The sequence below is a fragment of the Caballeronia telluris genome (assembly GCF_001544495.1).
In the GTDB taxonomy this organism is placed as follows: Bacteria; Pseudomonadota; Gammaproteobacteria; order Burkholderiales; family Burkholderiaceae; genus Caballeronia; species Caballeronia telluris.
Window position 1 is genome coordinate 57,477 of sequence record NZ_FCNZ02000013.1, and the last position, 23,473, is coordinate 80,949.

The 23,473-nt window shown below is 66.7% G+C and carries 17 protein-coding genes and 1 pseudogene; 12 read left to right on the top strand and 6 right to left on the bottom strand.

Translation table 11 applies throughout. The annotated features are described in order from the left end of the window. Positions 1-45: 45 nt before the first annotated feature. Entirely contained in the window at positions 46-1,734 is a 1,689-nt protein-coding gene (gene aspT / locus AWB66_RS17875; RefSeq protein ID WP_087631519.1) for an aspartate-alanine antiporter, read from the bottom strand. Positions 1,735-1,763: 29 nt separating this feature from the next. Then, positions 1,764-3,446: an aspartate-alanine antiporter gene (gene aspT / locus AWB66_RS17880; RefSeq protein WP_087631520.1), complete on the bottom strand. Its 1,683-nt coding sequence runs from the start codon at positions 3,444-3,446 to the stop codon at positions 1,764-1,766. A gap of 522 nt (positions 3,447-3,968) precedes the next feature. Between aspT (AWB66_RS17880) and AWB66_RS17885 the strand changes: the two genes are divergently transcribed. Beyond that, positions 3,969-4,982 (top strand): LysR family transcriptional regulator, encoded by a 1,014-nt coding sequence (locus tag AWB66_RS17885; RefSeq protein ID WP_087631521.1) that lies wholly within the window; start codon positions 3,969-3,971, stop codon positions 4,980-4,982. Between the two features lie 32 nt (positions 4,983-5,014). After that, positions 5,015-5,508, top strand: a pseudogene (locus AWB66_RS17890) (NAD(P)-dependent oxidoreductase); the annotation flags it as partial. 22 nt (positions 5,509-5,530) lie between these two features. On the opposite strand, the gene AWB66_RS17895 reads toward AWB66_RS17890, so the two are convergent. Beyond that, a complete protein-coding gene (locus AWB66_RS17895; protein WP_087631522.1) occupies positions 5,531-6,037 on the bottom strand; it encodes a plasmid fertility inhibition factor family protein in 507 nt (168 codons plus the stop codon). Positions 6,038-6,193: 156 nt separating this feature from the next. Here AWB66_RS17895 and AWB66_RS17900 point away from each other — a divergent pair, with 156 nt between their 5' ends. The 4 genes from AWB66_RS17900 to pdeM are packed head-to-tail and all read left to right on the top strand — an operon-like array spanning position 6,194 to position 12,199. After that, positions 6,194-7,279: a ligase-associated DNA damage response exonuclease gene (locus AWB66_RS17900; protein ID WP_235021154.1), complete on the top strand. Its 1,086-nt coding sequence runs from the start codon at positions 6,194-6,196 to the stop codon at positions 7,277-7,279. Continuing rightward, positions 7,276-8,931, top strand: coding sequence for an ATP-dependent DNA ligase (locus AWB66_RS17905; RefSeq protein ID WP_087631523.1), 1,656 nt, complete (start codon positions 7,276-7,278; stop codon positions 8,929-8,931). The genes AWB66_RS17900 and AWB66_RS17905 overlap by 4 nt, the downstream gene beginning before the upstream one ends. Continuing rightward, complete coding sequence (locus tag AWB66_RS17910; RefSeq protein WP_087631524.1) at positions 8,928-11,525, top strand: ligase-associated DNA damage response DEXH box helicase; 2,598 nt, start codon at positions 8,928-8,930, stop codon at positions 11,523-11,525. The genes AWB66_RS17905 and AWB66_RS17910 overlap by 4 nt, the downstream gene beginning before the upstream one ends. After that, positions 11,522-12,199 carry a ligase-associated DNA damage response endonuclease PdeM gene (gene pdeM / locus AWB66_RS17915; protein WP_087631525.1) on the top strand — a complete coding sequence of 226 codons (678 nt, stop codon included), beginning with the start codon at positions 11,522-11,524 and terminating at the stop codon, positions 12,197-12,199. Before AWB66_RS17910 ends, pdeM begins: the two co-directional genes overlap by 4 nt. On the opposite strand, the gene AWB66_RS17920 is transcribed toward pdeM, so the two are convergent. Continuing rightward, the gene (locus tag AWB66_RS17920; protein WP_235021155.1) at positions 12,193-12,618 is read right to left on the bottom strand and encodes a hypothetical protein; all 426 of its coding nucleotides are present in this window, start codon (positions 12,616-12,618) and stop codon (positions 12,193-12,195) included. The two genes, pdeM and AWB66_RS17920, sit on opposite strands and share 7 nt — an antisense overlap. 326 nt (positions 12,619-12,944) lie before the next feature. Here AWB66_RS17920 and AWB66_RS17925 point away from each other — a divergent pair, with 326 nt between their 5' ends. Then, on the top strand, positions 12,945-14,117 hold the full coding sequence (locus AWB66_RS17925; protein ID WP_087631527.1) for an MFS transporter: 1,173 nt from the start codon (positions 12,945-12,947) through the stop codon (positions 14,115-14,117). A 94-nt stretch (positions 14,118-14,211) separates the two neighbouring features. Further along, complete coding sequence (locus AWB66_RS17930; protein WP_087631528.1) at positions 14,212-15,375, top strand: MFS transporter; 1,164 nt, start codon at positions 14,212-14,214, stop codon at positions 15,373-15,375. Here AWB66_RS17930 and fahA read toward each other — a convergent pair. Both fahA and hmgA read right to left on the bottom strand, forming a co-directional pair. Beyond that, positions 15,367-16,671 (bottom strand): fumarylacetoacetase, encoded by a 1,305-nt coding sequence (gene fahA, locus AWB66_RS17935; RefSeq protein ID WP_235021156.1) that lies wholly within the window; start codon positions 16,669-16,671, stop codon positions 15,367-15,369. The genes AWB66_RS17930 and fahA overlap by 9 nt on opposite strands. After that, positions 16,668-18,005 carry a homogentisate 1,2-dioxygenase gene (gene hmgA / locus AWB66_RS17940; RefSeq protein ID WP_087631530.1) on the bottom strand — a complete coding sequence of 446 codons (1,338 nt, stop codon included), beginning with the start codon at positions 18,003-18,005 and terminating at the stop codon, positions 16,668-16,670. The genes fahA and hmgA overlap by 4 nt, the downstream gene beginning before the upstream one ends. 277 nt (positions 18,006-18,282) lie before the next feature. Here hmgA and AWB66_RS17945 point away from each other — a divergent pair, with 277 nt between their 5' ends. The 4 genes from AWB66_RS17945 (at position 18,283) to AWB66_RS17960 (ending at position 23,413) form a co-directional block, all read left to right on the top strand. Beyond that, complete coding sequence (locus AWB66_RS17945; protein ID WP_087631531.1) at positions 18,283-19,104, top strand: EAL domain-containing protein; 822 nt, start codon at positions 18,283-18,285, stop codon at positions 19,102-19,104. A gap of 238 nt (positions 19,105-19,342) precedes the next feature. Further along, complete coding sequence (dalD, locus tag AWB66_RS17950; protein ID WP_087631532.1) at positions 19,343-20,734, top strand: D-arabinitol 4-dehydrogenase; 1,392 nt, start codon at positions 19,343-19,345, stop codon at positions 20,732-20,734. Positions 20,735-20,878: 144 nt separating this feature from the next. Next, positions 20,879-22,360 (top strand): xylulokinase, encoded by a 1,482-nt coding sequence (gene xylB, locus AWB66_RS17955; protein ID WP_087631640.1) that lies wholly within the window; start codon positions 20,879-20,881, stop codon positions 22,358-22,360. Positions 22,361-22,465: 105 nt separating this feature from the next. Further along, positions 22,466-23,413, top strand: a complete 948-nt coding sequence (locus tag AWB66_RS17960; protein ID WP_087631641.1) for a sugar-binding transcriptional regulator — start codon at positions 22,466-22,468, stop codon at positions 23,411-23,413. Positions 23,414-23,473: the final 60 nt, after the last annotated feature.

Consider the following 23,473-nt stretch of genomic DNA (forward strand, 5'->3'; position numbering starts at 1 on the left):
CGGTCCGCGCGGGCGCCGCGGGTTCCCCGGATCGTCGCGAAGCGTTCAAAGCAGCCCGACGACGAGCGGCCCGAGCAGCGTCAAAAGGACGTTCGCGAGCGCATAGGTGATCGCGAACGGCACCGTCGGCACGCCGCTCGCGGCTTTGTCGAGCACGGCGCCGAATGCCGGATTCGCGCTGCGCGAACCGGTAAGCGCGCCGGCGAGCAGCGCGGCGTTGTCGTAGCGCAGCACGTAGCGGCCGAACAGCATCGTCAGCAAGAGCGGAAACAGCGTGACGAACACGCCGAGCAGGAAGATCGTGAGGCCGCTCTCCTTGACCGTCACGACCGCCTGCAGTCCCGAGTTGATCCCAACCACCGCGACGAACGCGGCCAGCCCGAAATCCTTGAGCAGTTGCGAGGCCGCCGGCGGCATCACACCGTACATCGGATGCTTGCCGCGCATCCAGCCGAACACGAGCCCTGCGAGCAGGCACCCGCCGCCCGAGCCGAGCGTGAGCGGAATGCCGCCCAGGTTCACCACGACGAGGCCGATCAGCAATCCCACCACGATGCCGACGCCCATGTAGATGAAGTCGGTCTTGTTGGTGTACGGCAGCTCGTAGCCGGCGGCATCGACGGCGCGTCTGGTGTCCTGCGGCGACCCGAAGAACGTGATCACGTCGCCGTGTTCGAGTTCGGTTTCGGGCAGCACCGGCAGCGGCCGGTCCACGCGCCGGATCTCGTGGATATAGACGCCATGCCGCAATTCGCGGTCGACGCTCGCGCGCACCGCCGCGATCGTCGTGTGATTCATGCCGCGGCGCGTGAACACGCCCTGGCGGCGCTGCATGACGAGGCTGATGCCGTCGGTGTCGCCGACTTCCTCGCCGAGTTGCGACGCCGCCGCGACCATCACTTCCCGGCGCCCGACGACGAGCACGATGTCGCCGGCTTCGAGCATCACGTCCGGACGCGGTTCGAGCGGCTTGCCCGCGCGCCGGATGCGCTCGATCGTGATCATGTCCTGCTCCGCCGTCTCGATCTGCGCGACGGTGCGTCCACCGCCGCCGAGCACGCGAAACGCGCGCCCGACGAGCACCGGCAACGTCGACGTCTGCCCCGCGCCCGGCCCGCTACCGCCCGTGCCGGCCAGCGCCTTCTCGGCGTCGAGCGCGGCGTCGTGCAGGTTCTGGCCCATGAACTTCGGCAGGATGTTCACACACACGATGATCGCGCCGAGCGAGCCGAACACGTAGGTGACGGCGTAGGCAATCGCGACATCCGACTGCAGCGCCTTCGTTTCCGCCGCCGGCAGGCCGAGCCGCGCGATGGCGTCGCCGGCCGTGCCGATGATCGCCGACTGCGTGAGCGCGCCGCCCGCGAGCCCCGCCGCGAGACCCTTGTTCAGCCCGAAAAGCCGCGCGCAGACGATCACCGTGACGAGCGCGGTCGCGGCAAGAAACACGGCCATCGCGATCTCGCGCAGCGTGCGCCGATTGAGCGAGTTGAAGAACTGCGGGCCCGAGTCGTACCCGACCGCGTAGATGAAGACGGCGAACATCACGGATTTGACGCCGTTGTCGATCTGCACGCCCACCTGGCTGATCACGACCGCCGCGAGCAGCGATCCGCCCACGCCGCCGAGCTGGAACTTGCCGAAGTTGATCTGGCCGATCAGGTAGCCGATCGCGAGCGACAGGAAAAGCGCCACTTCCGGCGACTTCTGGACGATCTGGTGTAGCCAGTCCATCGGGTCCCTTTATGGTGGTGGGCGCCGCCCTAGCCGAACTTGCCCGCGAGGCCGACGATCAGCGGGCCCATCAGCGGCAGCAGCACGTTCGAGAGCGCGTAGGTGATCGTGTAGCCGATGACGGGCGTCGAGTTGCCGGTCACGCCGACGAGCGCACTGATCGCCGGCGTGCTGCACTGCTGTCCGGCGATCGCACCGAGCAGCATCGGCACTTCGAGCTTCAGCAGGAACCGTCCGACGAACAGCGAGACGAGCGCCGGCCCGAGCGTGATGACGACCCCCGCGACCGGCAGCGCGACGCCGTATTCGCGGATCAGGCGCACGGCGTCGGCGCCCGCCGACAGCCCGACCGCCGCGATGAACGTGCAGAGGCCGAAGTCCTTCAATATCTGCGCGGCCGCCGAGGGCAGCGAGCCGATCAGCGGATAGCGCGAGCGGATCCAGCCGAACAGCAGCCCGGCGAGGAGACACCCGCCGCCCGTGCCGAGCGTCACGTCGATGCCGCCCATCCGCGCGGAGAGCCGCCCGAGCGCAATGCCGACGAGCACGCCGAGGCCGAGGAACACGAAGTCGGTCTTCTGCGTCGCGCGCACGACGTAGCCGAGCTTCGCCGCGCCGCGCGCCACGTCTTCCCGCGCCCCGACGAGCGTCAGCACGTCGCCGCGATGCAATTCCGTGCCGGGCAGCGCGGGAATCGTGCTGTCGAGCCGCGTGACCGCCGAGATGAAGACGCCGCGCGCGTCCGCGGGCGACGCGCGCTCGCGCACCTGTGCGACCGTTAAGCCGTGCACGCCGCGATGCGTGAGCATGACGTCGAGCTTGTCGGCGTAGGCATCGGCGACATCCGCGCCGAACACTTCCTCGCCGATGGCGGGGATCGCCTGCACGACCGCTTCGCGCCGTCCGCCGATCAGGATGCGATCGCCCGGTTTCAGCACGACGGCCGGCTGCGCGCGGATCACCGAGCGGCTGCGCGTCACGCGCTGCACGCTGATGTTGTGGCCGTAGCGCGCTTCGAGTTCGCCGATGGTCTGCCCCGCCGCGCCGATCACCTTCACTTCGCGCCCGACGAGCGGCGGCGCGGCGAGGCTCTGGCCTTCCGCGAGGGCGCCGTCGCCGCCGAGCTTGCGCCACAGCCGCTCGGACTCCTCGCGCAGGTTCACGCGCAAGAGGAGCGGCGCGAATTGGCTCGTGAACAGCACGATCGTGACGAGCCCGAACAGGTAGCTCACGCTGTACGCGGTGACGATGTTCGCCTGCAGGCGCGCGGTGTCGGCGGCGGAAAGGCCGAGCCGGCCGATCGCCTCGGACGCGGTGCCGACCACCGCCGATTCGGTCGCGGCGCCCGCGAGCAGGCCGGCGGCGGTGCCCTGGTCGAGCTTGAACATCGCGACGGCGCCGAGCACGAGCCCGATCACGACGACCATCTCGACGATCGACAGGATGCCGTAGCGCCAGCCCCGGCCGATGTTGGCGAAGAACTGCGGGCCGCCCGTGAAGCCGAGCGCGAAGATGAAAAGCGCGAAGGCGATGTTTTTCAGATCGGGAGAAATGCGCGCGCCGCTTTGCCCGAGGATCAGCGCGACGATCAGCGTGCCGCAGACGCCGCCGAGCTGGATCGGGCCGATCTTCACGGAGCCGATGAGATAACCGATCGCCAGACTGGCGAACAGCGCGATTTCAGGCTGAGCGGCGAGCAACTGCCAGAGCATGGATTATCTCTTTCTCTGCGAAATAAACGGCTTTATTCCGGATAGGACGAGATTCGTACAGTTGTTTACACGACATTGGCACCCGTTCTGCGATAACAGGTTGCAATTTCCGAATCAGAGTTTAGCTTCCATAAAGCGAAACGCGAAACGGTACACACTTGACAACTATTCTCAGATTTACGACTAAGCATTTATAGAATAACAAATGGCGCAAACTGCAAATCCAGCAGCGCCTTGCTTACCAAGCCGCTGGCGCAACATTCCAAGAATACTTCGCGTTCTGCAAAATCGTCACCGGCCCTCTCTGGTCATTTTTACACGTGCATTTCGCCGCCGTGGTCAGTGAATTCCGGTCGCTAGCATACAAGTATTAAGAACCCGTACGAAATACCGTGAAGAAATTAAATATTGTAATTTGAACCGGCTGTCAATATTATTTCCTTGCGGGTCTCTAAAAATCCGCTGTATCGAGGTCGACGTTTTGCATCGGATAAATCGACACATCTTCCGAGGGTCATAGTGATGAATCAGATTCATGCCATGCGAGTCTTCGTCCGCGTCTCCGAGACTGAAAGTTTCCGACGCGCAGCACAACAACTCGACGTATCGAATGCGTTAGTCACCCGATCGATCGCCATGCTCGAAGCGCACCTGCGCACGCGTCTCATCAACCGCACCACGCGTAATCTTTCGCTCACCGAAGCCGGCACGCGCTATCTGGAAGGCTGCCGCGCCCTGCTGGAAGAACTGGACAATCTGGAATCCGCGCTCGCGCACACCGAAGGCGAACCGAGCGGCACCTTGCGCGTCGTGGCGTCGAGTTCGCTGTCGCTGCTCACGCTGACACCGCTCATCGACGGCTTCCGCAAGCTCTATCCCAGGGTCAACGTGCGGCTCACGCTGGCCGAACGCCACGTCGATCTGGTGGAAGACGGCTTCGACGTCGGCATCGTCACCGCCTTCATGGTGACAAGCACCGCGCTCGTCGAACGTCCGGTCGCGACCAACCCGCTGATTCCGGTCGCCACGCCCGCCTACCTCGCCGAGCACGGCACGCCGCGCGCGCCCGTCGACCTGCAGGCGTATCCGTCGGTCGCGCTGCCCAACGAAATCCGCAGTTCCACCTGGCATTTTCGCCATCGCCACGGCGCCTCCGATCAGGTCACGCTCGCGCCGGTCTACACGGTCAACAACGCGCTGATGGTGCGCCTCGCGACGCTCGCGGGCATGGGTTTCTCCGTCCTTCCGGAAGGCCTCGTCAGAGCCGACCTCGATGCCGGAACGCTCGTGCGGGTCCTGCCCGACTACGCAATCGACGATCCCGACATGAAGGTTTCGGTGGTCTATCCCGGACGCCAGTACCTGCCCGCCAAGACGCGCTTTTTCATCGATTACACGCTCGCCAAGCTCGCGCCGCAGGTGAACGGCGGCGTCGAACGCCCGGACGCGGTGTTGACCCACGTGCCCGGCTTCATGCCGATTTCGACCGCAAGCGCGGGGCACGCCATGCCGCTGGCGGACCGGTCCACTCACTGACGGATTCCCGGTATGCCGACCCGCATGATCGGATCGGCCGTGTGTTCGGCGGCATCATGGCGGGTTTCGGCATGAACGTGCTGGCGTACGATCCCGGCACGCCCGCCGAGGACCTGCTCGCACGCGGCGCGCGCTACGTGCCGCTCGCTGTCCGCTCTTGCCGGCGACGTATCACCTCATCGACGAACGCGCGCTCGGCAAGATGAAGCGCGGTGCGATGCTGATCAACACCGGGCGCGGCGGGCTCGTCGAAAGCAATGCGCTGGCCGGTGCATTGAAGAGCGGCCAGCTGGGCCATCTCGGGCTCGACGTCTACGAGGAAGAAGGCGGCCTCTTCTTCGAGGACCACTCGAACCGTCTCCTGCAGGACGACGTGCTCGCGCGCCTCCTGATGTTTCCGAACGTGATCGCCACGTCGCACCAGGCGTTCTTCACGCGCGAGGCGCTGCTCGAAATCGCCACGACGACGCTCGGCAACGTCAGGGCGTGGCAGGACGGCGCGCCGACCAACGTGGTCGACGGCTGAGGCGCTTTCGGCCCGCGCGAACTCAGATATCCCCGTATTCCGACGACGCCTCGCCCGACGCCGCGCACATCTGGCGCAGCAGTTCGGCTTCGCGCTCGTGCACTTCCACCGGCATGCACAGCGCGCCCGCGTGCGCGAGATAGCGCGCGCGATGCTGGCCGTTCCGGAACGACACCACGCCCTCCCGGTGCACGCCGATGAGCCCTAGGAGCCCCGGCGCGCGCCGCGCCGAGATCGTCACATAAGGCATTTCGGGCACGCGCGGATTGTCGGGATCGAGGAATTCGCGGATTCCTTTTACCTTGCCCGCATGCCAGTCGCTGACGGCCGTGAGCACATAGTCGGTCTCGTCGCGATCGGCGCATTCGAGAAGCCGCTTGACGTCGACCAGCACGACCTGATGACGCGAGTCGCGCCCCGTGAAGACGCGCTTCAGGCGCACGAAGTCGTACAGCGCGTGGCCTTGCAGCCGCACGATCCAGACCGCTTCGGCAGCGGCCGGGGCAATCATCGCAGTATCGATCGACATAGAGAAGAGCCGGGGCCGCGCGCACTCCATGCGCACGCTTGTTAAGTGAAACTTGTACACCCTAGTGACGGTTCGTGAAAGACTCATGACGGGCACGGCATGTGCTCTGTTGCGTGAATCAAACTACGCTCATCCGAAGGACGAGCCGGAGCGAGGTTGAACACGAACATAAGCACAAGCACGAACACACGGGCTGACCTGATCGTCGCGCGTCCGGAAGGGCTTTACTGTCCGGCAGGCCGCTTTTATATCGATCCGTGGCGGCCGGTCGAACGCGCCGTCATCACGCATGCGCATGCCGATCATGCGCGCTTCGGCCATCGGCACTATCTGGCGGCCGAGCCGGGCGTCGGCGTGCTCTTGTCGCGGCTGCCCGGCATCGACTTGCAGGGCGTGCCTTACGGCGAGCGCATCGTGATCAACGGCGTGACGGTCTCGCTGCATCCGGCGGGGCACGTGCTCGGCTCGGCGCAGGTGCGCGTGGAGCACGCGGGCCGCGTGTGGGTTGCCTCGGGCGACTACAAGGTCGAGCCCGATCCCACCTGCGCGCCGTTCGAGCCGGTTCGCTGCGACACCTTCATCACCGAATCGACGTTCGGCCTGCCGATCTATCGCTGGGAGCCGTCGCAGACCGTGTTCGACGGCATCGACTCCTGGTGGCGGCACAACGCGGCGCAGGGACGCGCGTCGGTGCTCTTCTGCTATTCGTTCGGCAAGGCGCAGCGCATTCTCGCGGGCGTCGATGCCGCGATCGGCCCGATCTTCTGCCACGGCGCCGTCGAGCCGCTCAACCGCGCGTACGTGCAGGCCGGCGTGCATTTGCCGCCGACGCGCCCGGTCTCCGAGATCGCCGCGCGCGACAAGGCCGCGTTCAAGGGCGCGCTCGTCGTCGCGCCGCCGTCCGCGCAGGGCAGCGCGTGGATGCGGCGCTTCGGCGACTACAGCGACGCCTTCGCGTCCGGCTGGATGCGCCTGCGCGGCACGCGGCGGCGTCGCGGGCTGGATCGCGGCTTCGTGCTCTCCGATCACGCCGACTGGCCCGGCCTGCAACTCGCGATCGGCGCGACCGGTGCAGAACGCGTGATCGTCACGCACGGCCAGATCGAGCCGATGGTGCGCTGGCTGCGCGAACAGGGCCTCGAAGCAGGCGCCTTCACGACAGAATACGGCGACGACGCGATAGAAGCCGACGCGGCCGAAGCGCCGGCGGCCGTCGAGAGCACGACGAGCCACGCAGAATGAAACGCTTCGCCACGCTCTACGCCGCCCTCGACGCGACGACTTCGACGAACGAGAAGCTCGAAGCGCTGACCGCGTACTTCTCGGCGGCCGAGCCCGAGGATGCCGCGTGGGCGTCGTATTTCCTCGCGGGCGGCAAGCCGCGCCAGTCGGTGCCGACGCGCGTGCTCACCGAACTCGCCCGCGAGCGCGCCGGCCTGCCGGAATGGCTCTTCGAGGAGTCGTATCAGGCGGTCGGCGATCTGGCCGAAACGATCGCGCATATCCTGCCCCCCGCGACGCGCGAATCCGAACTCGGGCTCGCGCAGTGGATCGAGGATCGCGTACTGACCTTGCGCGGCGCGAGTCCCCCGGAGTTGCGCGAGCGGCTCGTCGGCTACTGGGACGAACTGAACTGGAGCGAGCGCTTTCTGCTGACGAAGCTGATCGGCGGCGGCTTTCGCGTCGGCGTGGCGCGGCAGCTCGTCGTGCGCGCGCTCGCCGAGGTCGCGGGCGTCGATCACAAGCGCATCGCGCAACGGATGGTCGGCTGGACCGATTCGCGTCAGGCGCCGAGCGCCGCGCGCTATTTGCGGCTCGTCGCCCCCGAGCGCGCGGGCGAAGAGGCCGACGCGCCGCACGAAAGCGATCTCGGTCTGCCCTATCCGTTCTTTCTCGCGCATCCGCTGCAAGCCGATCCGGCGACGCTCGGAGCGCCATCGGACTGGCTCGTCGAATGGAAGTGGGACGGCATTCGCGCGCAGCTCGTCAAGCGCGGCGGCCGCGTGTGGCTGTGGTCGCGCGGCGAGGACCTCATCACGGATCGCTTTCCCGAACTCGCGTCGCTCGGCGCGGCGCTGCCGGACGGCACCGTGATCGACGGCGAGATTCTCGCCTGGGAGCCGGGCAGCGCGGCGCCGTTGCCGTTCGCGCGCCTGCAGCCGCGCATCACGCGCAAGTCGCTGACGAAGAAGGTGCTCGCCGATTCGCCCGCGGCGCTCCTCGCCTACGATCTGCTCGAAGCCGATGGCATCGACTTGCGCACGACGCCGCTCGAAGCACGCCGCGCGCGGCTCGATGCCCTCGCCACGACGCTTGCGACGGACTTGCTGCGCGTCTCGCCACTCGTCGCCGCCGACGACTGGAACACGCTCGCGACGCTGCGCGACGAGAGCCGCGCGCGCGGCGTCGAAGGTCTGATGCTGAAGGCGCGCCACTCTATGTACGGCGTCGGGCGCACGAAGGCGTCGGGGACATGGTGGAAGTGGAAGATCGACCCGTACGCCGTCGATGCCGTGCTGCTCTACGCGCAGCGCGGCCACGGCCGGCGCGCGAGCCTCTACACGGATTTCACCTTCGCGGTCTGGGACGAAGCCGACGGCGTACGCACGCTGGTGCCGTTCGCCAAGGCGTATTCGGGCCTCACCGACGAGGAAATGCGCCAGGTCGATGCAATCGTGCGCAAGACGACGGTCGAGAAGTTCGGCCCGGTGCGCAGCGTCACGCCGACGCTCGTCTTCGAGATCGGCTTCGAAGGGATTCAGGCGAGCCCGCGCCACAAGTCGGGCATCGCGGTGCGTTTTCCGCGCATGCTGCGCTGGCGCACCGACAAGCAGATCGACGACGCCGACACGCTCGACATGCTCAAGGGCTTTCTCGGCGAGACCGCATCATGAATGCGCCCGACGACGCCCGCGAGCGGCGGCCGCGCCCGCCACGTCCGCGACGCGTGCCGAAGACGCGCGCGGCGCAGGCGAAAAGCGATGCCACGGCGGCCGGATCGTTCCGGCCCGCGCCGTTCGGCGTCGATCCGCTCGAAGCGGCGAAGCCGTTCGACGAACGCGTGAAACGCTGGTTCGCGGACAAAGGCTGGCAGCCGTTCGACTTCCAGCGCGAAGTGTGGCGCGAGATCGCGCACGGATCGAGCGGCCTGCTTCACGCGACGACCGGCGCCGGCAAGACATGGGCGGTGTGGCTCGGCGCGCTCGCGGCGTTCGCGGAACCGAAGGCGCGCGCGCTGCCCGCGCCGCTCACCGTGCTGTGGATCACGCCGATGCGCGCGCTCGCGGCCGATACCGCGCGCGCGTTGCAGGCCGCCGTGACGGCGCTCGCCGTGCCGTGGTCGGTCGGCCTGCGCACCGGCGACACGCAATCGGCCGAACGCGCGCGGCAGAATCGCCGGATGCCGTCGGCGCTCGTCACGACGCCCGAAAGCCTCACGCTGATGCTCACGCGCGCCAACGCACGCGAGGAACTCGCGCACGTGCGGCTCGTGGTCGTCGACGAATGGCACGAACTGCTCGGCAACAAGCGCGGCACGCAGACCCAGCTCGCGCTCGCGCGCCTCGTCCGCTGGCGGCCCGAAGTGCAGGTCTGGGGCCTCTCCGCGACGCTCGGCAACACCCAACTCGCGCACGACGCGCTGCTCGCATCGGTAAAAACGCCGCGCGTGATCGTGCGCGGCGCGCAGCCGAAGACGCTTATCGTCGATACGCTGATTCCCGAGACGATCGAGCGCTTTCCGTGGGGCGGCCATCTCGGCGTGCGGCAGGTCGGGCCGGTCGCCGATGAAATCGACCGGGCGCAGAGTTCGCTCGTCTTCACCAACACGCGCTCTCAATCGGAAATCTGGTATCGCGCGCTGCTCGAACTGCGTCCCGACTGGGCCGGCCTCATCGCGCTGCATCATGGATCGCTCGATCAGGAAGTACGCGAATGGGTCGAACTCGGGCTGAAGAACGGGCAATTGAAGGCGGTCGTGTGCACGTCGAGCCTCGATCTCGGCGTCGATTTCCTGCCGGTCGATCGCGTGTTTCAAATCGGCTCGCCGAAGGGCGTCGCGCGCCTGATGCAGCGCGCCGGGCGCTCCGGCCACGCGCCCGGACGCGTGTCGCGCGTGACGATCGTGCCGACGCATGCGCTCGAACTCGTCGAAGCGGCGGCGGCGCGCTGGGCGGTCGAGGAAAAGCACATCGAAGGCCGCGAGATGCCGTACAAACCGCTCGACGTGCTCGTGCAGCATCTCGTGACGGTGGCGATCGGCGGCGGCTTCACGGCGTCCGAACTCTTCGACGAAGTCCGCCACGCGTATGCGTATCGCGACCTGACGCAGCAGGAATTCGACTGGGCGCTCGCCTTCGTCGAGCGCGGCGGCACGTCGCTCGCGGCGTATCCGGACTATCACCGCGTCGAGCGCGACGACGGCGGCGTCTATCGCGTGCCGCGCGAGGACCTGATCCGGCGGCATCGCAACAACGTCGGGACCATCGTGGCGAACGCGACCATCAACGTCGCCTACCTGACGGGCGGGCGCATCGGCGCGATGGAGGAATCGTTCATCTCGCGCCTGAAACCCGGCGACGTCTTCACGTTCGGCGGCCGCACGCTCGAACTCGTGCGCGTGCGCGACATGACCGCCTACGTGAAGCGCGCGACCTCCTCGCGCGGCGCGATGCCGCAATGGGCCGGCAGCCGCATGCCGCTGTCGTCGGAACTCGCGGGCGCAACGCTCATGATGCTCGCGCGCGCAAACGCCGGCATCTACGACGAACCCGAAATGCGCGCCGTGCGGCCGCTGCTCGAATTGCAGGCGAAATGGTCCGCGCTGCCGGGACCGGGCGTGCTGCTCGTCGAGGCGATCCGTTCGCGCGAGGGACATCATTTCTTCTGCTACCCGTTCGCCGGACGCACCGCGCATATCGGGCTGGGATCGCTGATCGGCTGGCGCGTCGCGCGCGATTCGCCGAGCACGTTTTCCATTTCGATGAACGACTATGGGTTCGAGCTGCTGTCGGCGCGTCCGTTCGACTGGGAGACGCTCATGGAAGGCGGACTCTTTTCGCCCGCGAATCTCGAACACGACATTCTCGCGAGCCTCAATTCCTCCGAACTCGCGGCGCGGCGCTTTCGCGAGATCGCGCGCGTGTCGGGGCTCGTGTATCAGGGACATCCGGGGCAGCAAAAGAGCGCGCGGCAATTGCAGGCGTCGAGCGGGCTCTTCTACGAAGTGTTTCGCAAGCACGACGCCGATAACCTGCTGCTCGCGCAGGCCGAGGACGAAGTGCGGCTTCAGGAACTCGAACTGGACCGCATCCGCGTGGCGCTCGAACGGATGAACGCGAGCCGTCTCGCGCTCACGCATCCGAAGAAACCGACGCCCTTCGCGTTTCCGCTGATCGTCGGACGACTGCGCGAGAAGGTGAGCACCGAGAAGCTGTCCGATCGCGTCGAACGGATGCTGGCCGATCTGGAAAAGGCGGCGCGCACATGACGACCGAAGCGCTGACCGTCGATGTCGCCGGCCACACGTTGCTGCTCTCGGCCGAGCGCGCGGCGTTCGATCCGCTCCTGAAGGCGCTCTTCATCGCCGACGCGCATTTCGGCAAGGACGCCGTGTTCCGTGCGCGCGGGATTCCGGTGCCGGCCGGGACGACCGATGCAAATCTCGCGCGGCTCGATGCGCTCGTCGCGACGCATCGGCCCGAGTCGATCGTGTTTCTCGGCGACTTGTTGCACGCGCGGGAATCGCACGCCGACGAGACGTTGAGCGCGCTGTCGGCTTGGCGCGCGCGGCATCGGGCGCTGCGGCTCTTGCTCGTCGAAGGCAATCACGACCGGCATGCGGGCGCGCTGCCGGCGGCGTTCGGCATCGAGACGGTGTTCGAGCCCTATGCGATGGGACCGTGGGCGCTTTGCCATCATCCGCAGACCGTGGACGCCGCGTATGCGCTTGGCGGGCACGAGCATCCGGTTTATCGCATCGCGACGCGAGCGGACCGGGTGCGGCTGCCGTGCTTTCGGTTCGGTGCGCGAAACGGGGTGCTGCCGGCGTTCGGTGAATTCACCGGCGGGTTCGAAGTGAACGACTCGGCGCGGGGAGAGGCGATTTACGTCGTCGCGGGCGAAAGAGTGCTGGAGGTGCGGGGGTCGATCCACCCTCAGTGATAAATCGTCTTCGACGACGTGAGCTTCGTCAGCGTCCCGCGCTGGAACCTGAACCAGCCCTCGCCGGTTCTGAGCACGGCTTCGTCGCGCTGCCAGTAGACGCTCTCGATCCTGAGGCGCCGCCCGATACGCTCGACCGCCGGCGGTTTCCTGCGAAAGTCGTAGAGCACGAGCCCATTGCCCTCCTCGACCAGCATCCGCGCGACCGCCTCGTGGGCGCCCGACGTGTCGTCGAAATGGCGCAGGCGGTTGTTGTTCACGCGATCGAACGGCTGGCCGTCGATCTGCGCGACGTACGCGCTGCCCTCCTGCACGAACTGCAGCGCGCCGGCCACCGTCGCGACAGGCCCCGCTGTGACGCTTTGCGCATGCGCGACGCTCGCGACGAGCGTCGCGGCCGCGAACAGAACCTGAAGCACTCTCCGGCAAACGATCATCGAATGACTCCTGAAACGCGGCGCTTTTCCAACACCGCGTCAACGCGCAATGATCCGAATTTTGACATCGCGTAATTAAAAGAACCATTCACAAGCGACCCATCGCAGGGAAGACTCATGCGTACATCGGACCCTTCCGGAAAATAACCCTTACGCGAGCGCCGTGCCCGAGCGGCGGAACTAAGGGTTTTCACCAGCGACGGCGTACATCCTTCGGTACACTTCACTCCTTCATTCATCGCGTAACGCTTGGCGTCGTTCATTTCGAAAACGCGCGTCGCGACGACACTTCCGCGCCCTTCGCCGCCATGCCCCTGCCTCTTCTCGCTCTCGCCATTGCCGCGTTCGGCATCGGCACGACCGAATTCGTCATCATGGGCCTCTTGCCCAACGTCGCCCGCGACCTCGATGTATCGATTCCCGCCGCCGGCATGCTCGTCTCCGGCTATGCGCTCGGCGTGACCATCGGCGCGCCGATCCTCGCCATCATCACCGCGAAGATGCCGCGCAAGAAGGCGCTGATGGGGCTGATCGGCGTGTTCATCGTCGGCAACATGCTGTGCGCGATCGCGCCGGGCTACTGGGTCCTGATGGGCGCGCGCATCGTGACGGCGTTCTGCCACGGCGCGTTCTTCGGCATCGGCTCGGTGGTCGCGGCCGACCTCGTCGCGCCGAACCGCCGCGCGCAGGCGATCGCACTGATGTTCACCGGCCTGACGCTCGCGAACGTGCTCGGCGTGCCGCTCGGCACCGCGCTCGGCCAGGCGGCCGGCTGGCGCGCGACGTTCTGGGTCGTGACGCTGATCGGCCTCGTCGCGGCGGGGGCGCTCGCCGTCTGCCTGCCGAGGCACATCGAGATGCGCGAAACCAGCATCCTGCGCGAATTCGACGTGCTCAAGAACCCGCAAGTGCTGATGGTGCTCGGCATCAGCGTGCTGGCGTCTGCCAGCCTGTTCTCGGTCTTCACCTACATCACGCCGATTCTCGAAGACGTCACCGGCTTCTCGCCGCATGCGGTCACGTATGTGCTGCTGCTCTTCGGGCTCGGACTGACGGTCGGCAGCACGCTCGGCGGCAAGCTCGCCGACTGGAAAGTGCTGCGCTCGCTCTTGTCGTTCCTGCTCGCGATCGTGGTGATCCTCATCATCTTCGCCGGCACGATGCGCTTCGAAATCCCCGCGATGATCACGATTTTCCTCTGGGGCGTGCTCGCGTTCGCGATCGTGCCGCCGCTGCAGATTTTGATCGTGAACCGCGCGAGCGACGCGCCGAATCTCGCCTCGACGCTGAATCAAGGCGCCTTCAATCTCGGCAACGCGACGGGCGCGTGGCTCGGCGGCGTCGCGATCAGCGCGGGCGCGCCGCTCGAGGCACTGCCGTGGGTCGGCGTGCTGATGGCGTGCGGCGCGTTCGGGCTGACGCTGCTTTCCGCGTCGCTTGAGCGGCGCGCGCGGCGCTCGGCCGTCGGGCAGGCGGCCTGAACGTCCTTCCCTCCGCCTTTTCAGCCGGAAAAGGCACAATCACGGCTTCACTATCCCACGCGCCGCCGGTGAACCCGCGCCGGCGCGTTCGTCGATGAAACGCATTCTCTCGCGTGACTTTCTCGCCTTGATTCTCAGCGTCGCCGTGGTCGGGCTCGGCCTCGGCGCGACGCTGCCGCTCACCGCGCTCGCGCTGACGCAGGCGGGCTACGGCACCGACGTCGTCGGCCTGATGACCGCGATGCAGGCCGGCGGCGGCCTCGCGATCGTCCCGCTCGCGAGCCGGATCGCCGCGCGCTTCGGTGCGCGCGAGGCGATCGTCGGCACGGTGATCGCGGTTGCAGGCGCGACCGCGCTGATGCAGTTCACGACCAACCTGTGGCTCTGGGCGGTGCTGCGCTTCGTATGCGGGGCGGCGTTGATGCTGCTCTTTACGATCGGCGAGGCGTGGGTCACGCAACTCGCCGACGATTCGACGCGCGGCCGCGTCGTCGCGATCTACGCGACCAACTTCACGCTGTTCCAGATGGCGGGGCCGGTGCTGGTGAGCTTCATCGGCGACCGGCAGGCGGGACGCTTCGCGCTGTGCGGCGCGATCTTTCTGTGCGCGCTGCCCGCGCTCGCGCTGATCCGCGTCGCGCCGCAGACGGAGGAAACGCACGACGCGCCCGCGCACTGGCGGCACGTCCTGCCGCGCATGCCGGCTATCGTGGCGGGCACGGGCTTCTTCGCGCTCTTCGACACGCTCGCGCTCTCGCTGATGCCGCTCTTCGCGATGTCGCACGGGGTGTCGGCGGAAGTGGCGGTGCTGTTCGCCTCGGCGCTCCTTCTCGGCGACACGACGATGCAGTTCCCGATCGGCTGGCTCGCCGACCATGTCGGGCGCACGCGCGTGCATATCGGCGCGGGGGTGGTCGTGGTGATGCTGTTGCCGCTTTTGCCGTGGGCAGCGTCGCGGCCGTGGGTCTGTTGGCCGCTGCTCTACGTGATCGGCGCGGCGGCGGGCAGCATCTACACGCTGTCGCTCGTCGCTTGCGGGGAACGCTTTCGCGGCGCGGCGCTCGTCTCGGCGACGTCGATCGTCGGTGGTTCGTGGAGTATCGCGAGCTTCGACGGCCCGGTCGTCGCGGGCGCGTTGATGCGCCAGAGCGGACCGAATGCGTTGATCGCGGTGCTCATCGCGAGCGCCGCCGCGTTTCTGGTCGCGGCGGCCTGGGAAGCGCGCGGCGCTCGCGCGATGACGAACGTCTCAGGCTGAAGGCACGGCACGCGCCGCCAGGATCTGCCCCGCGCATTGGCCGAAGCCGACGCGATAGCCTTCGCCCTGGCACCAGCCCGTAAGCGTGAGTTCGTCGCCGTCGACGATGAACGCGCGCTCGCCGCCCTCCGCAAGCGTGATCGGACGCTGGCCGTTCCAGGTGCTTTCGAGCAGACTGCCGCAGGAATCCGGCGTCGGTCCGCTGATCGTGCCCGAGCCCATCAGGTCGCCGACGCGCGTATTGCAGCCTGCCACCGTGTGATGCGCGAGTTGCTGCGCCATCGACCAATACATCAGCTTGAAGTTGGTCCGCGAAATCGTGGTCGCCTTCGACGCGCCTTCGGGACGCAGCGTCACCTGTAGTTCGATGTCGAATGCGTGATCGCCTTCGTGGCGCAGATACGCGAGCGGTTGCGGGTCCTGCGCGGGCGTCGCGGTGCGAAACGGTTCGAGCGCGTCGAGCGTGACGATCCACGGCGAGATGGTCGTCGCGAAACCCTTCGCGTTGAACGGCCCGAGCGGCACGTATTCCCACTGCTGGATGTCGCGCGCGCTCCAGTCGTTCAGCAGCACCATGCCGAAGATGTGCGACTCGGCCTCATTGCACGCGATCGGCTCGCCGAGCGCATTTCCCGCGCCGACGATAAACCCCATCTCCAGTTCGATATCCAGCTTGCGACACGCGCTGAAAACCGGCCGCTCGTCGTTCGGCAGCTTGATCTGTCCGTTCGGACGGCGCACCGGCGTGCCGCTCACGATCACCGACGACGCGCGTCCGTTGTACCCGATCGGCATCTCCGACCAGTTCGGCAAGAGCGCGTTCTTCGGATCGCGGAACATCGAGCCGACGTTCGTCGCGTGCTCCCTCGACGAGTAGAAATCGGTGTAGCCGGGAATCTCGACGGGCAAATGCAGCGTCGCGTCCGATTGCGGCACGAGCGCGCGCTGGCGCAACGCGGCGTCGTCGCGCAGGGTCGCGTTGCCGTTCGCGAGCAGCGCGGAGAGCACGACGCGCACGTTACGCCACGCATCGCGGCCGAGCGCGATGAAATCGTTCAGGCGCGGTTTGTCGAACACGCCGCTCGCCGGCAGCAGTCCGGCCCGTTCGAGCGCGGCGAGATCGACGATCCACTCGCCGATCGCCACGCCCGCGCGCGGCGACGGATTCACCGCGTTGCTGAACACGCCGAACGGCAGGTTCTGGATCGGGAAGTCGCTCGCCGGGTCGTTGGCCGATTCGATCCAGCTTTTCAGCGCCGGAGCCAGCGTGGCGTTCAGTTGCTCGGACGTGCTCATCGTTGCTCCGGGTTGAAATGTTTCGTGAGGCCTTGCCAGCATTCGTAGTAATGCGCCTGCAACTGCGCGGTTTCGAGCGCGAATTGCGTCGGCTTGATGAGCGTGCGGGTTTCGATCATGAACGCCATCGTGTCGCCGACCTTCGCCGGCTTCGACGTATCGATACTCGATGCCTTCTCGAACGTGCCCGCGTCCGGGCCGTGTCCCGACATGCAGTTGTGCAGGCTCGACCCGCCCGGCACAAAGCCTTCGGCCTTTGCGTCGTAGGCGCCGTGCACGAGTCCCATGAACTCGCTCGCGACATTGCGATGGAACCACGGTGGGCGGAACGTATCCTCGGCGGCGAGCCAGCGCGGGGGGAAGATCACGAAGTCGATCGTATCGACGCCCGGCGTGTCGCTCACCGACTGCAACACCAGGAAGATCGACGGATCCGGATGGTCGTAGCTGATCGAGCCGATGGTATTGAAGTGGCGCAGGTCGTACTTGTACGGCGCGTAGTTGCCGTGCCACGCGACCACGTCGAGCGGCGAATGGCCGATGTCCGCGCGCCACAGCACGCCGTTCATCTTCGCGACGAGTTCGAACGCGCCTTCGCGGTCTTCATACGCGGCCTGCGGCGTGAGGAAGTCGCGCGGATTGGCGAGACCGTTCGAGCCGATCGGCCCGAGATCCGGCAGTTGCAAAAGCGCGCCGAAGTTCTCGCAGATATAGCCGCGCGCCTGATCGTCCGGCAGCGCGACCGAGAAGCGCACGCCGCGCGGAATCACCGCGATCTCGAACGGCGCGACGTCGAGCTTGCCCATCTCCGTGAAGATCGCGAGGCGCCCTTCCTGCGGGACGATCAGCAACTCGCCGTCGGCGCTGTAGAAAAAGCGGTCCTTCATCGAGCGGTTCGCGGCGTACAGATGGATCGCGCAGCCCGTCATCGATTCGGCCGCGCCGTTGCCCGCCATCGTCACCCAGCCGTCGATGAAATCGGTCGGCTCGGCGGGCATCGGCAGCGGGTCCCAGCGAAGCTGGTTCGGCGGCGTCGGCGGCACTTCGGCGAAATTCGCGACGAGTTTCGCGCGCAGCAGGTCGCCGGCGACCTGTGTGAACGGCATGTGGACCGCCGCCGGGCGAATGCGATACAGCCACGCGCGACGGTTGTGAGCGCGCGGCGCGGTGAACGCCGTGCCCGACATCTGCTCGGCGTAAAGCCCGTAGGGCGCGCGTTGCGGCGAGTTTCGGCCGAGCGGCAACGCGCCGGGCAGCGCCTCGGTCGCGAAGTCGTTGGCGAAGCCCGACTGATAGTGAAGGCTCGTGTCCGTGTGAGTCTCGAACGTCGGCATGGTGAATGTCCTCGTTGGGCTGTCGGCCCCGCAACGCGAACAGCCGCGTTTCGAGACGGACGGAGAGATGATCTATTCAAATACGATTTACGAATAGTAAAACGAATTACGTTTAGTTAAATCGTCGTTAACCCTAGGCACGCGTCCTGCGCTAGGGAGCGGCCATATCAATATGTGAATATTGTGCAAAGCGGCGCGCCGCGCACTGCTACCATCGTTGGATGCCCCGCTGCGTCATCGCATCCGGCATCGCGCCCTGCCTAAAGCTACGACCACAATGATCGCGCCGACCGTCCCCGAACTCGTCTCCAAAGCAGCGACCCATCCGTTTCTCGGCGCGCACATCGCGCTCGGCGATCGCGAGCAGGGCGGCGTGGCCGTCGCGCAATACCACGACGTCACGCTCGCGAGCGCCTACGAGCCGATCTTCGATGTCGGCACGCATAGCTTTCCGCAGACGCTCTCCGCGTCGCCGGAGAGCGCCGAGCGTTTCGGCGACGAACTCGGCATGCAGGCGCTGACGCTCGTCGGTGACCGCACGTCGTACGATCCGTTCGCGCAAATCGACGAGGATCGCGAGCTGGTCGAGCTGGACCGCCTCTCGCGCGCCCTGCACGCGTTCAATTTTTTCGGCGCGCAGCGGCCGGGCCTCCTGTTCCTGCGCGTCCACGAGCGGCTTTTGAAAAGCGTGAAATACGATCACGGGCTGCACTTCTCGTCCGTGCTGATCGACTTCGGGCTCAATCCTTCGCGCATCGTGATCGAATTGCCGGAGGCGGCCGTCGCGCACAAGACCTTTCTCGGTTATCTGACGAAGAGCTACCAGCACTACGGCTTCAAGGTCGCGGGCAACCTGCCGAACGCCGGACAGATCATGTCGGTGTCCGACATGGCGCGGCTCGACTTCATCAAGATGGACGCGGGCGCGGCATTGCGCGACTCGGTGGTGAAGCATCTCGTCGGTTACGCGGGACGCCTGCGCATTCCGCTCATCTTCAGTCACGTCGTCGACGAAGCGCAGTTCGACGCCCTCCAGCAATTCGACGTGCGCTTCGTCCAAGGCCCCGTGTTCGACGCCCATCCGGCGAATTCGCGCTGACAACCGTTGTGCGATGCAACCTTCGCGGCGCGCCGGACCACGCGCGCGCACCGAACCTTTCCACTCGTTTCCTGCCGCATCGCAGCGCCCTTTGAGCTGCAAGCCGCCTTGACTTTCGGCAATCCAGATACGATCATTCGCTCACAACGAGAGCAATTGATCGACCATCGGCGATGCCGGGATCGACGCACAACAGCGGACGCCATCGACGGACGCTTCCATTCAGAGGACGACAGACATGACTAGCGAACGCAGTGCGGCCGCCGATGTGATCCTGCACATCGGCGCGGGATCGTTTCATCGCGCGCATCAGGCGTGGTATCTGCACCGGCTGATCGAGTCGGGCGACACGCGCTGGTCGCTCGCCGTCGGCAACATTCGCGGCGACATGAACGCCGTGCTCGAAGCGCTCGCGGCCCAGAACGGCGCCTATACGCTCGAAACCGTGACGCCGCAGGGCGAGCGCGCATACGAGACGGTCAAGTCGATCACGAAGGTCGTGCCGTGGTCCGCCGATCTGAACGCGCTGGTCGCCGCGGGCGCCGCGCCGGAGACGAAGATCGTGTCGTTCACCGTGACCGAAGGCGGCTATTACCTCGACGAAAACGACAAGCTCGACACCGCCAATCCCGATCTCGCCGCCGACCTGAAAGGCGCGCGCACGACGATCTACGGCGCGCTCGCCGCGATTCTCGATGCGCGCATGAAAGGCGATGCCGGCAAGCTCACGCTGCAGAACTGCGACAACCTGCGCAGCAACGGCGATCGCTTCAACGCCGGCATGCTCGAATTCCTGACGTTGCGCGGCGAGACCGCGTTGCGCGACTGGATGATCGCGAACACGTCGTGTCCGAATTCGATGGTCGACCGCATCACGCCGCGCCCGACGCCTGACGTGCGCGAGCGCGTGAAGGCCGCGACCGGTTTCGACGACCGCGCGCCCGTCATGGGCGAGGCGTTCATCCAGTGGGTCATCGAGGATCATTTCTGCGCGGGACGGCCCGCGTGGGAAAAGGTCGGTGCGGAGTTGGTCGAATCGGTGCTGCCTTACGAAGAGGCGAAGATCCGCATCCTGAACGCGAGCCATAGCTGCATCGCGTGGGCGGGGACGCTGGTCGGGCTGCAATACATCCACGAAGGCACGCTCGACCCCGAAATCCGCGCGTTCGCCGAGGCCTACGTCACCGAAGACGTGATTCCGTGCCTCACGCCCAGCCCGCTCGATCTCGCGAAATATCGCGACGTCGTGCTCGACCGCTTCAGCAATCCGCATATCCAGGACACCAACCAGCGCGTCGCCGCCGACGGCTTCTCGAAGCTGCCCGGCTTCATCGCGCCGACGCTTTCCGAATGCTTCGCCCGCCATGTCGATCCGAACGCGACCGCCATCCTGCCCGCGCTCTTCTTCCGCTTCCTCGAACGCTGGCACGAGGGCAAGCTGCCCTACACCTACCAGGACGGCGTGATGGACCCGGCGGTCGCGCACGGCTTTTTCACCTCGCCTGATCCGCTCAAGGCGTTCGCCGGCGACAAGCTGCTGTGGGGCAGCATGGCGGGCTCGGAAGGGCTCGAACGGGTGCTGCGCGCCGCCGTCGCCCGCGTCGACGGGTGGCTCGAGAAGCGCGCCTGATCCGCGAGCGCTTGCGGGCGCTCACCCCGGCACACGGAGCCTGCGGGCTCCGTTCTAATGCTCATGGCGCAACGCGGGGCGCGGCGCTACATTAGCGGCTCGCGGCTTTCCCCATCGCCTTTCGCCTTCGATAAGGGTTCGTTCATGTATCTGGGTATCGACCTCGGCACCTCTGAAGTAAAAGTCCTGCTGCTCGCGAGCGACGGCAGCGTGATCGGCACGGCGGGCACGCCGTTCTCCGTGTCCCGGCCGAAGCCGCGCTGGGCGGAACAGAATCCGCTCGACTGGTGGGAAGGCACGCGCACCGCGCTCTTCGCCTTGCGCGACAAGTATCCGAACGAGTTCGCGCAAGTGCGCGGCATCGGCCTCTCGGGGCAGATGCACGGCGCCGTGCTGCTCGATTCGAACGATCGCGTGCTGCGCCCCGCGATCCTCTGGAACGACATGCGCAGCGACAAGGAATGCGCGGAACTCACCGAGCGCGCGCCGGAACTGCATCGGATCGCGGGCAATCTCGCGATGCCCGGCTTCACCGCGCCGAAGCTGCTGTGGGTCGCGCACAACGAGCCGGACATCTTCCGGCAGACGGCTTGCGTGCTGTTGCCGAAGGATTACTTGCGACTGCACCTGACGGGCACGAAGGTCTCCGATCCGTCGGACGCGGCCGGCACGCTCTGGCTGGATGTGGCGCGCCGCGACTGGTCCGACGAACTGCTCGCCGCCTGCGACATGTCGCGCGCGCAGATGCCCGCGCTCGCGGAGGGCAGCGAGCCGTCCGGCACGCTGCTTCCCGAACTCGCGCGCGAACTGGGCCTCGCGGAGGGCGTGATCGTCGCGGCGGGCGGCGGCGACAACGCCGCGAGCGCGATCGGCATCGGCGCGACGGAACCGGGCGACGGCTTCCTGTCGCTCGGCACGTCGGGCGTGCTGTGCGTTGTCGGCGACCGCTTCCGGCCGAATCCGGCGTCGGCGGTGCACGCGTTCTGCCACGCGATCCCCGACCGCTGGCATCAGATGAGCGTGATCCTCTCGGCGGCGAGCTGCCTGCGCTGGGTCTGCAAGCTCACGTCCACCGACGAACCGACGCTGCTCGCCGAAATCGCCGCGCTCGGACCCGAGTCGACTGCCATCGCTCCACTCTTTTTGCCGTATTTGAGCGGCGAGCGCACGCCGCACAACGATCCGTTCGCGCAGGGCGTGTTCTTCGGCATGACGCACGCGACCGACCGCGCCCTGCTCGGCTATTCGGTGCTCGAAGGCGTGACGCTCGCGCTGACCGACGGCCTCGACGCATTGCGCTCGGGCGGCACGGAGGCGCGCGCGCTGTCGCTCCTCGGTGGCGGTGCGCGCAGCGCGTACTGGGGGCAGATGTTCGCCGATGCGCTCGATACGACCACCCGCACGCATGGCGGCGGCGAGACGGGCGCGGCGCTCGGCGCGGCACGGCTCGGCTGGCTCGCGGCGGGCGGCGATCCGGCGACGGTGCTCGCGAAACCGCCCGTCAGGGACGAGTTCAGGCCGAACCAGGAACGACATGAATTGCTGCGCCAGCGTCTGAAGGGTTTCCGCGAGCTGTATCAGCATGTGCGGCCGCTCTTCGATCCGGCGCGTCCGCGGCTCGCGTAAGCGGGTCGGCGACATCCGCCGCCGACCTCAGAGGCACAGCATCTAGAATAAGAACGAAGCGGGCGCAGGCTTTTGCCGCGTCCGCGTAACGACAGCGACGACACCGTGCCCAAGTCCAACGAAAAACTCGATCTCGCGACGCGAGCCGCCTGGCTCTACTACGTCGCGGGCAACACGCAGAACGAGATCGCCGAGAAGCTGCAGATTTCGCGGCCGGTGGCGCAGCGGCTCGTGGCGTTTGCGGTCGAAAAGAACCTGATCCGCGTGCGGGTCGATCATCGGATTGCCGATTGCCTGTCGCTCGCGGCGGCTTTGTCGAAGCGCTACGGGCTCTCGATGTGCGAAGTCGTGCCGATCGACGGCGATACCAGCGAGCAGGTCGACCGCAAGCTCGCGGTCGCGGGCGCGCAGGTGATGGAACGATTTCTCGTCGAGGAAAAGCCGCTCGTCGTGTCGATCAGCAGCGGCCGGACGCTGAAGGCAGCCGTCGCGCAGATCGGGCAGCTAGAACGGCCGCAGCATCGGCTTGTGTCGATGGTGGGCGCGATTGCACACGACGGATCGTCGAATCGCTACGACGTCGCGCAGCATCTTTCCGAGAAAACAGGCGGCAAGCATTTCATGCTGCCCGCACCACTCATGGCCGATAACGAGGCCGAGCGCGCGCAGTGGTGCAATCACCGGCTGTATCGCATCGTCGATGCGCTCGCGCAGAAGGCGGACGTGGCGTTCGTCGGGATCGGCAATGTGGGCATCAACTGTCCGCTGCATGAGGACGGGTTCATCACGTCGGCCGAAGTGAAGGAACTAATGCAGGCGGGCGCGGTGGCGGAACTGCTCGGCTTGCCGATCGATGCCGGGGGCGCGCGGGTGAATTCGGCGACCGGCGCGCGCGTGACGAGTCTGCGGCTGGACACGCCGCCGAAGCGCCCGACAATCGGCTTTGCCGGCGGACAGCGAAAACGGGAAGCGCTGATCGCGACGCTCAAGGGCAAATGGCTGTCGGGTCTCGTGACCGACGAGCTATGCGCGAGGGCGGCGCTGGAGGCGTGAGGCGCCTCTGGCACAGCCTGCGCCTGAAAATGATCCGGATCGGAAGATGAAAGCGCCCGG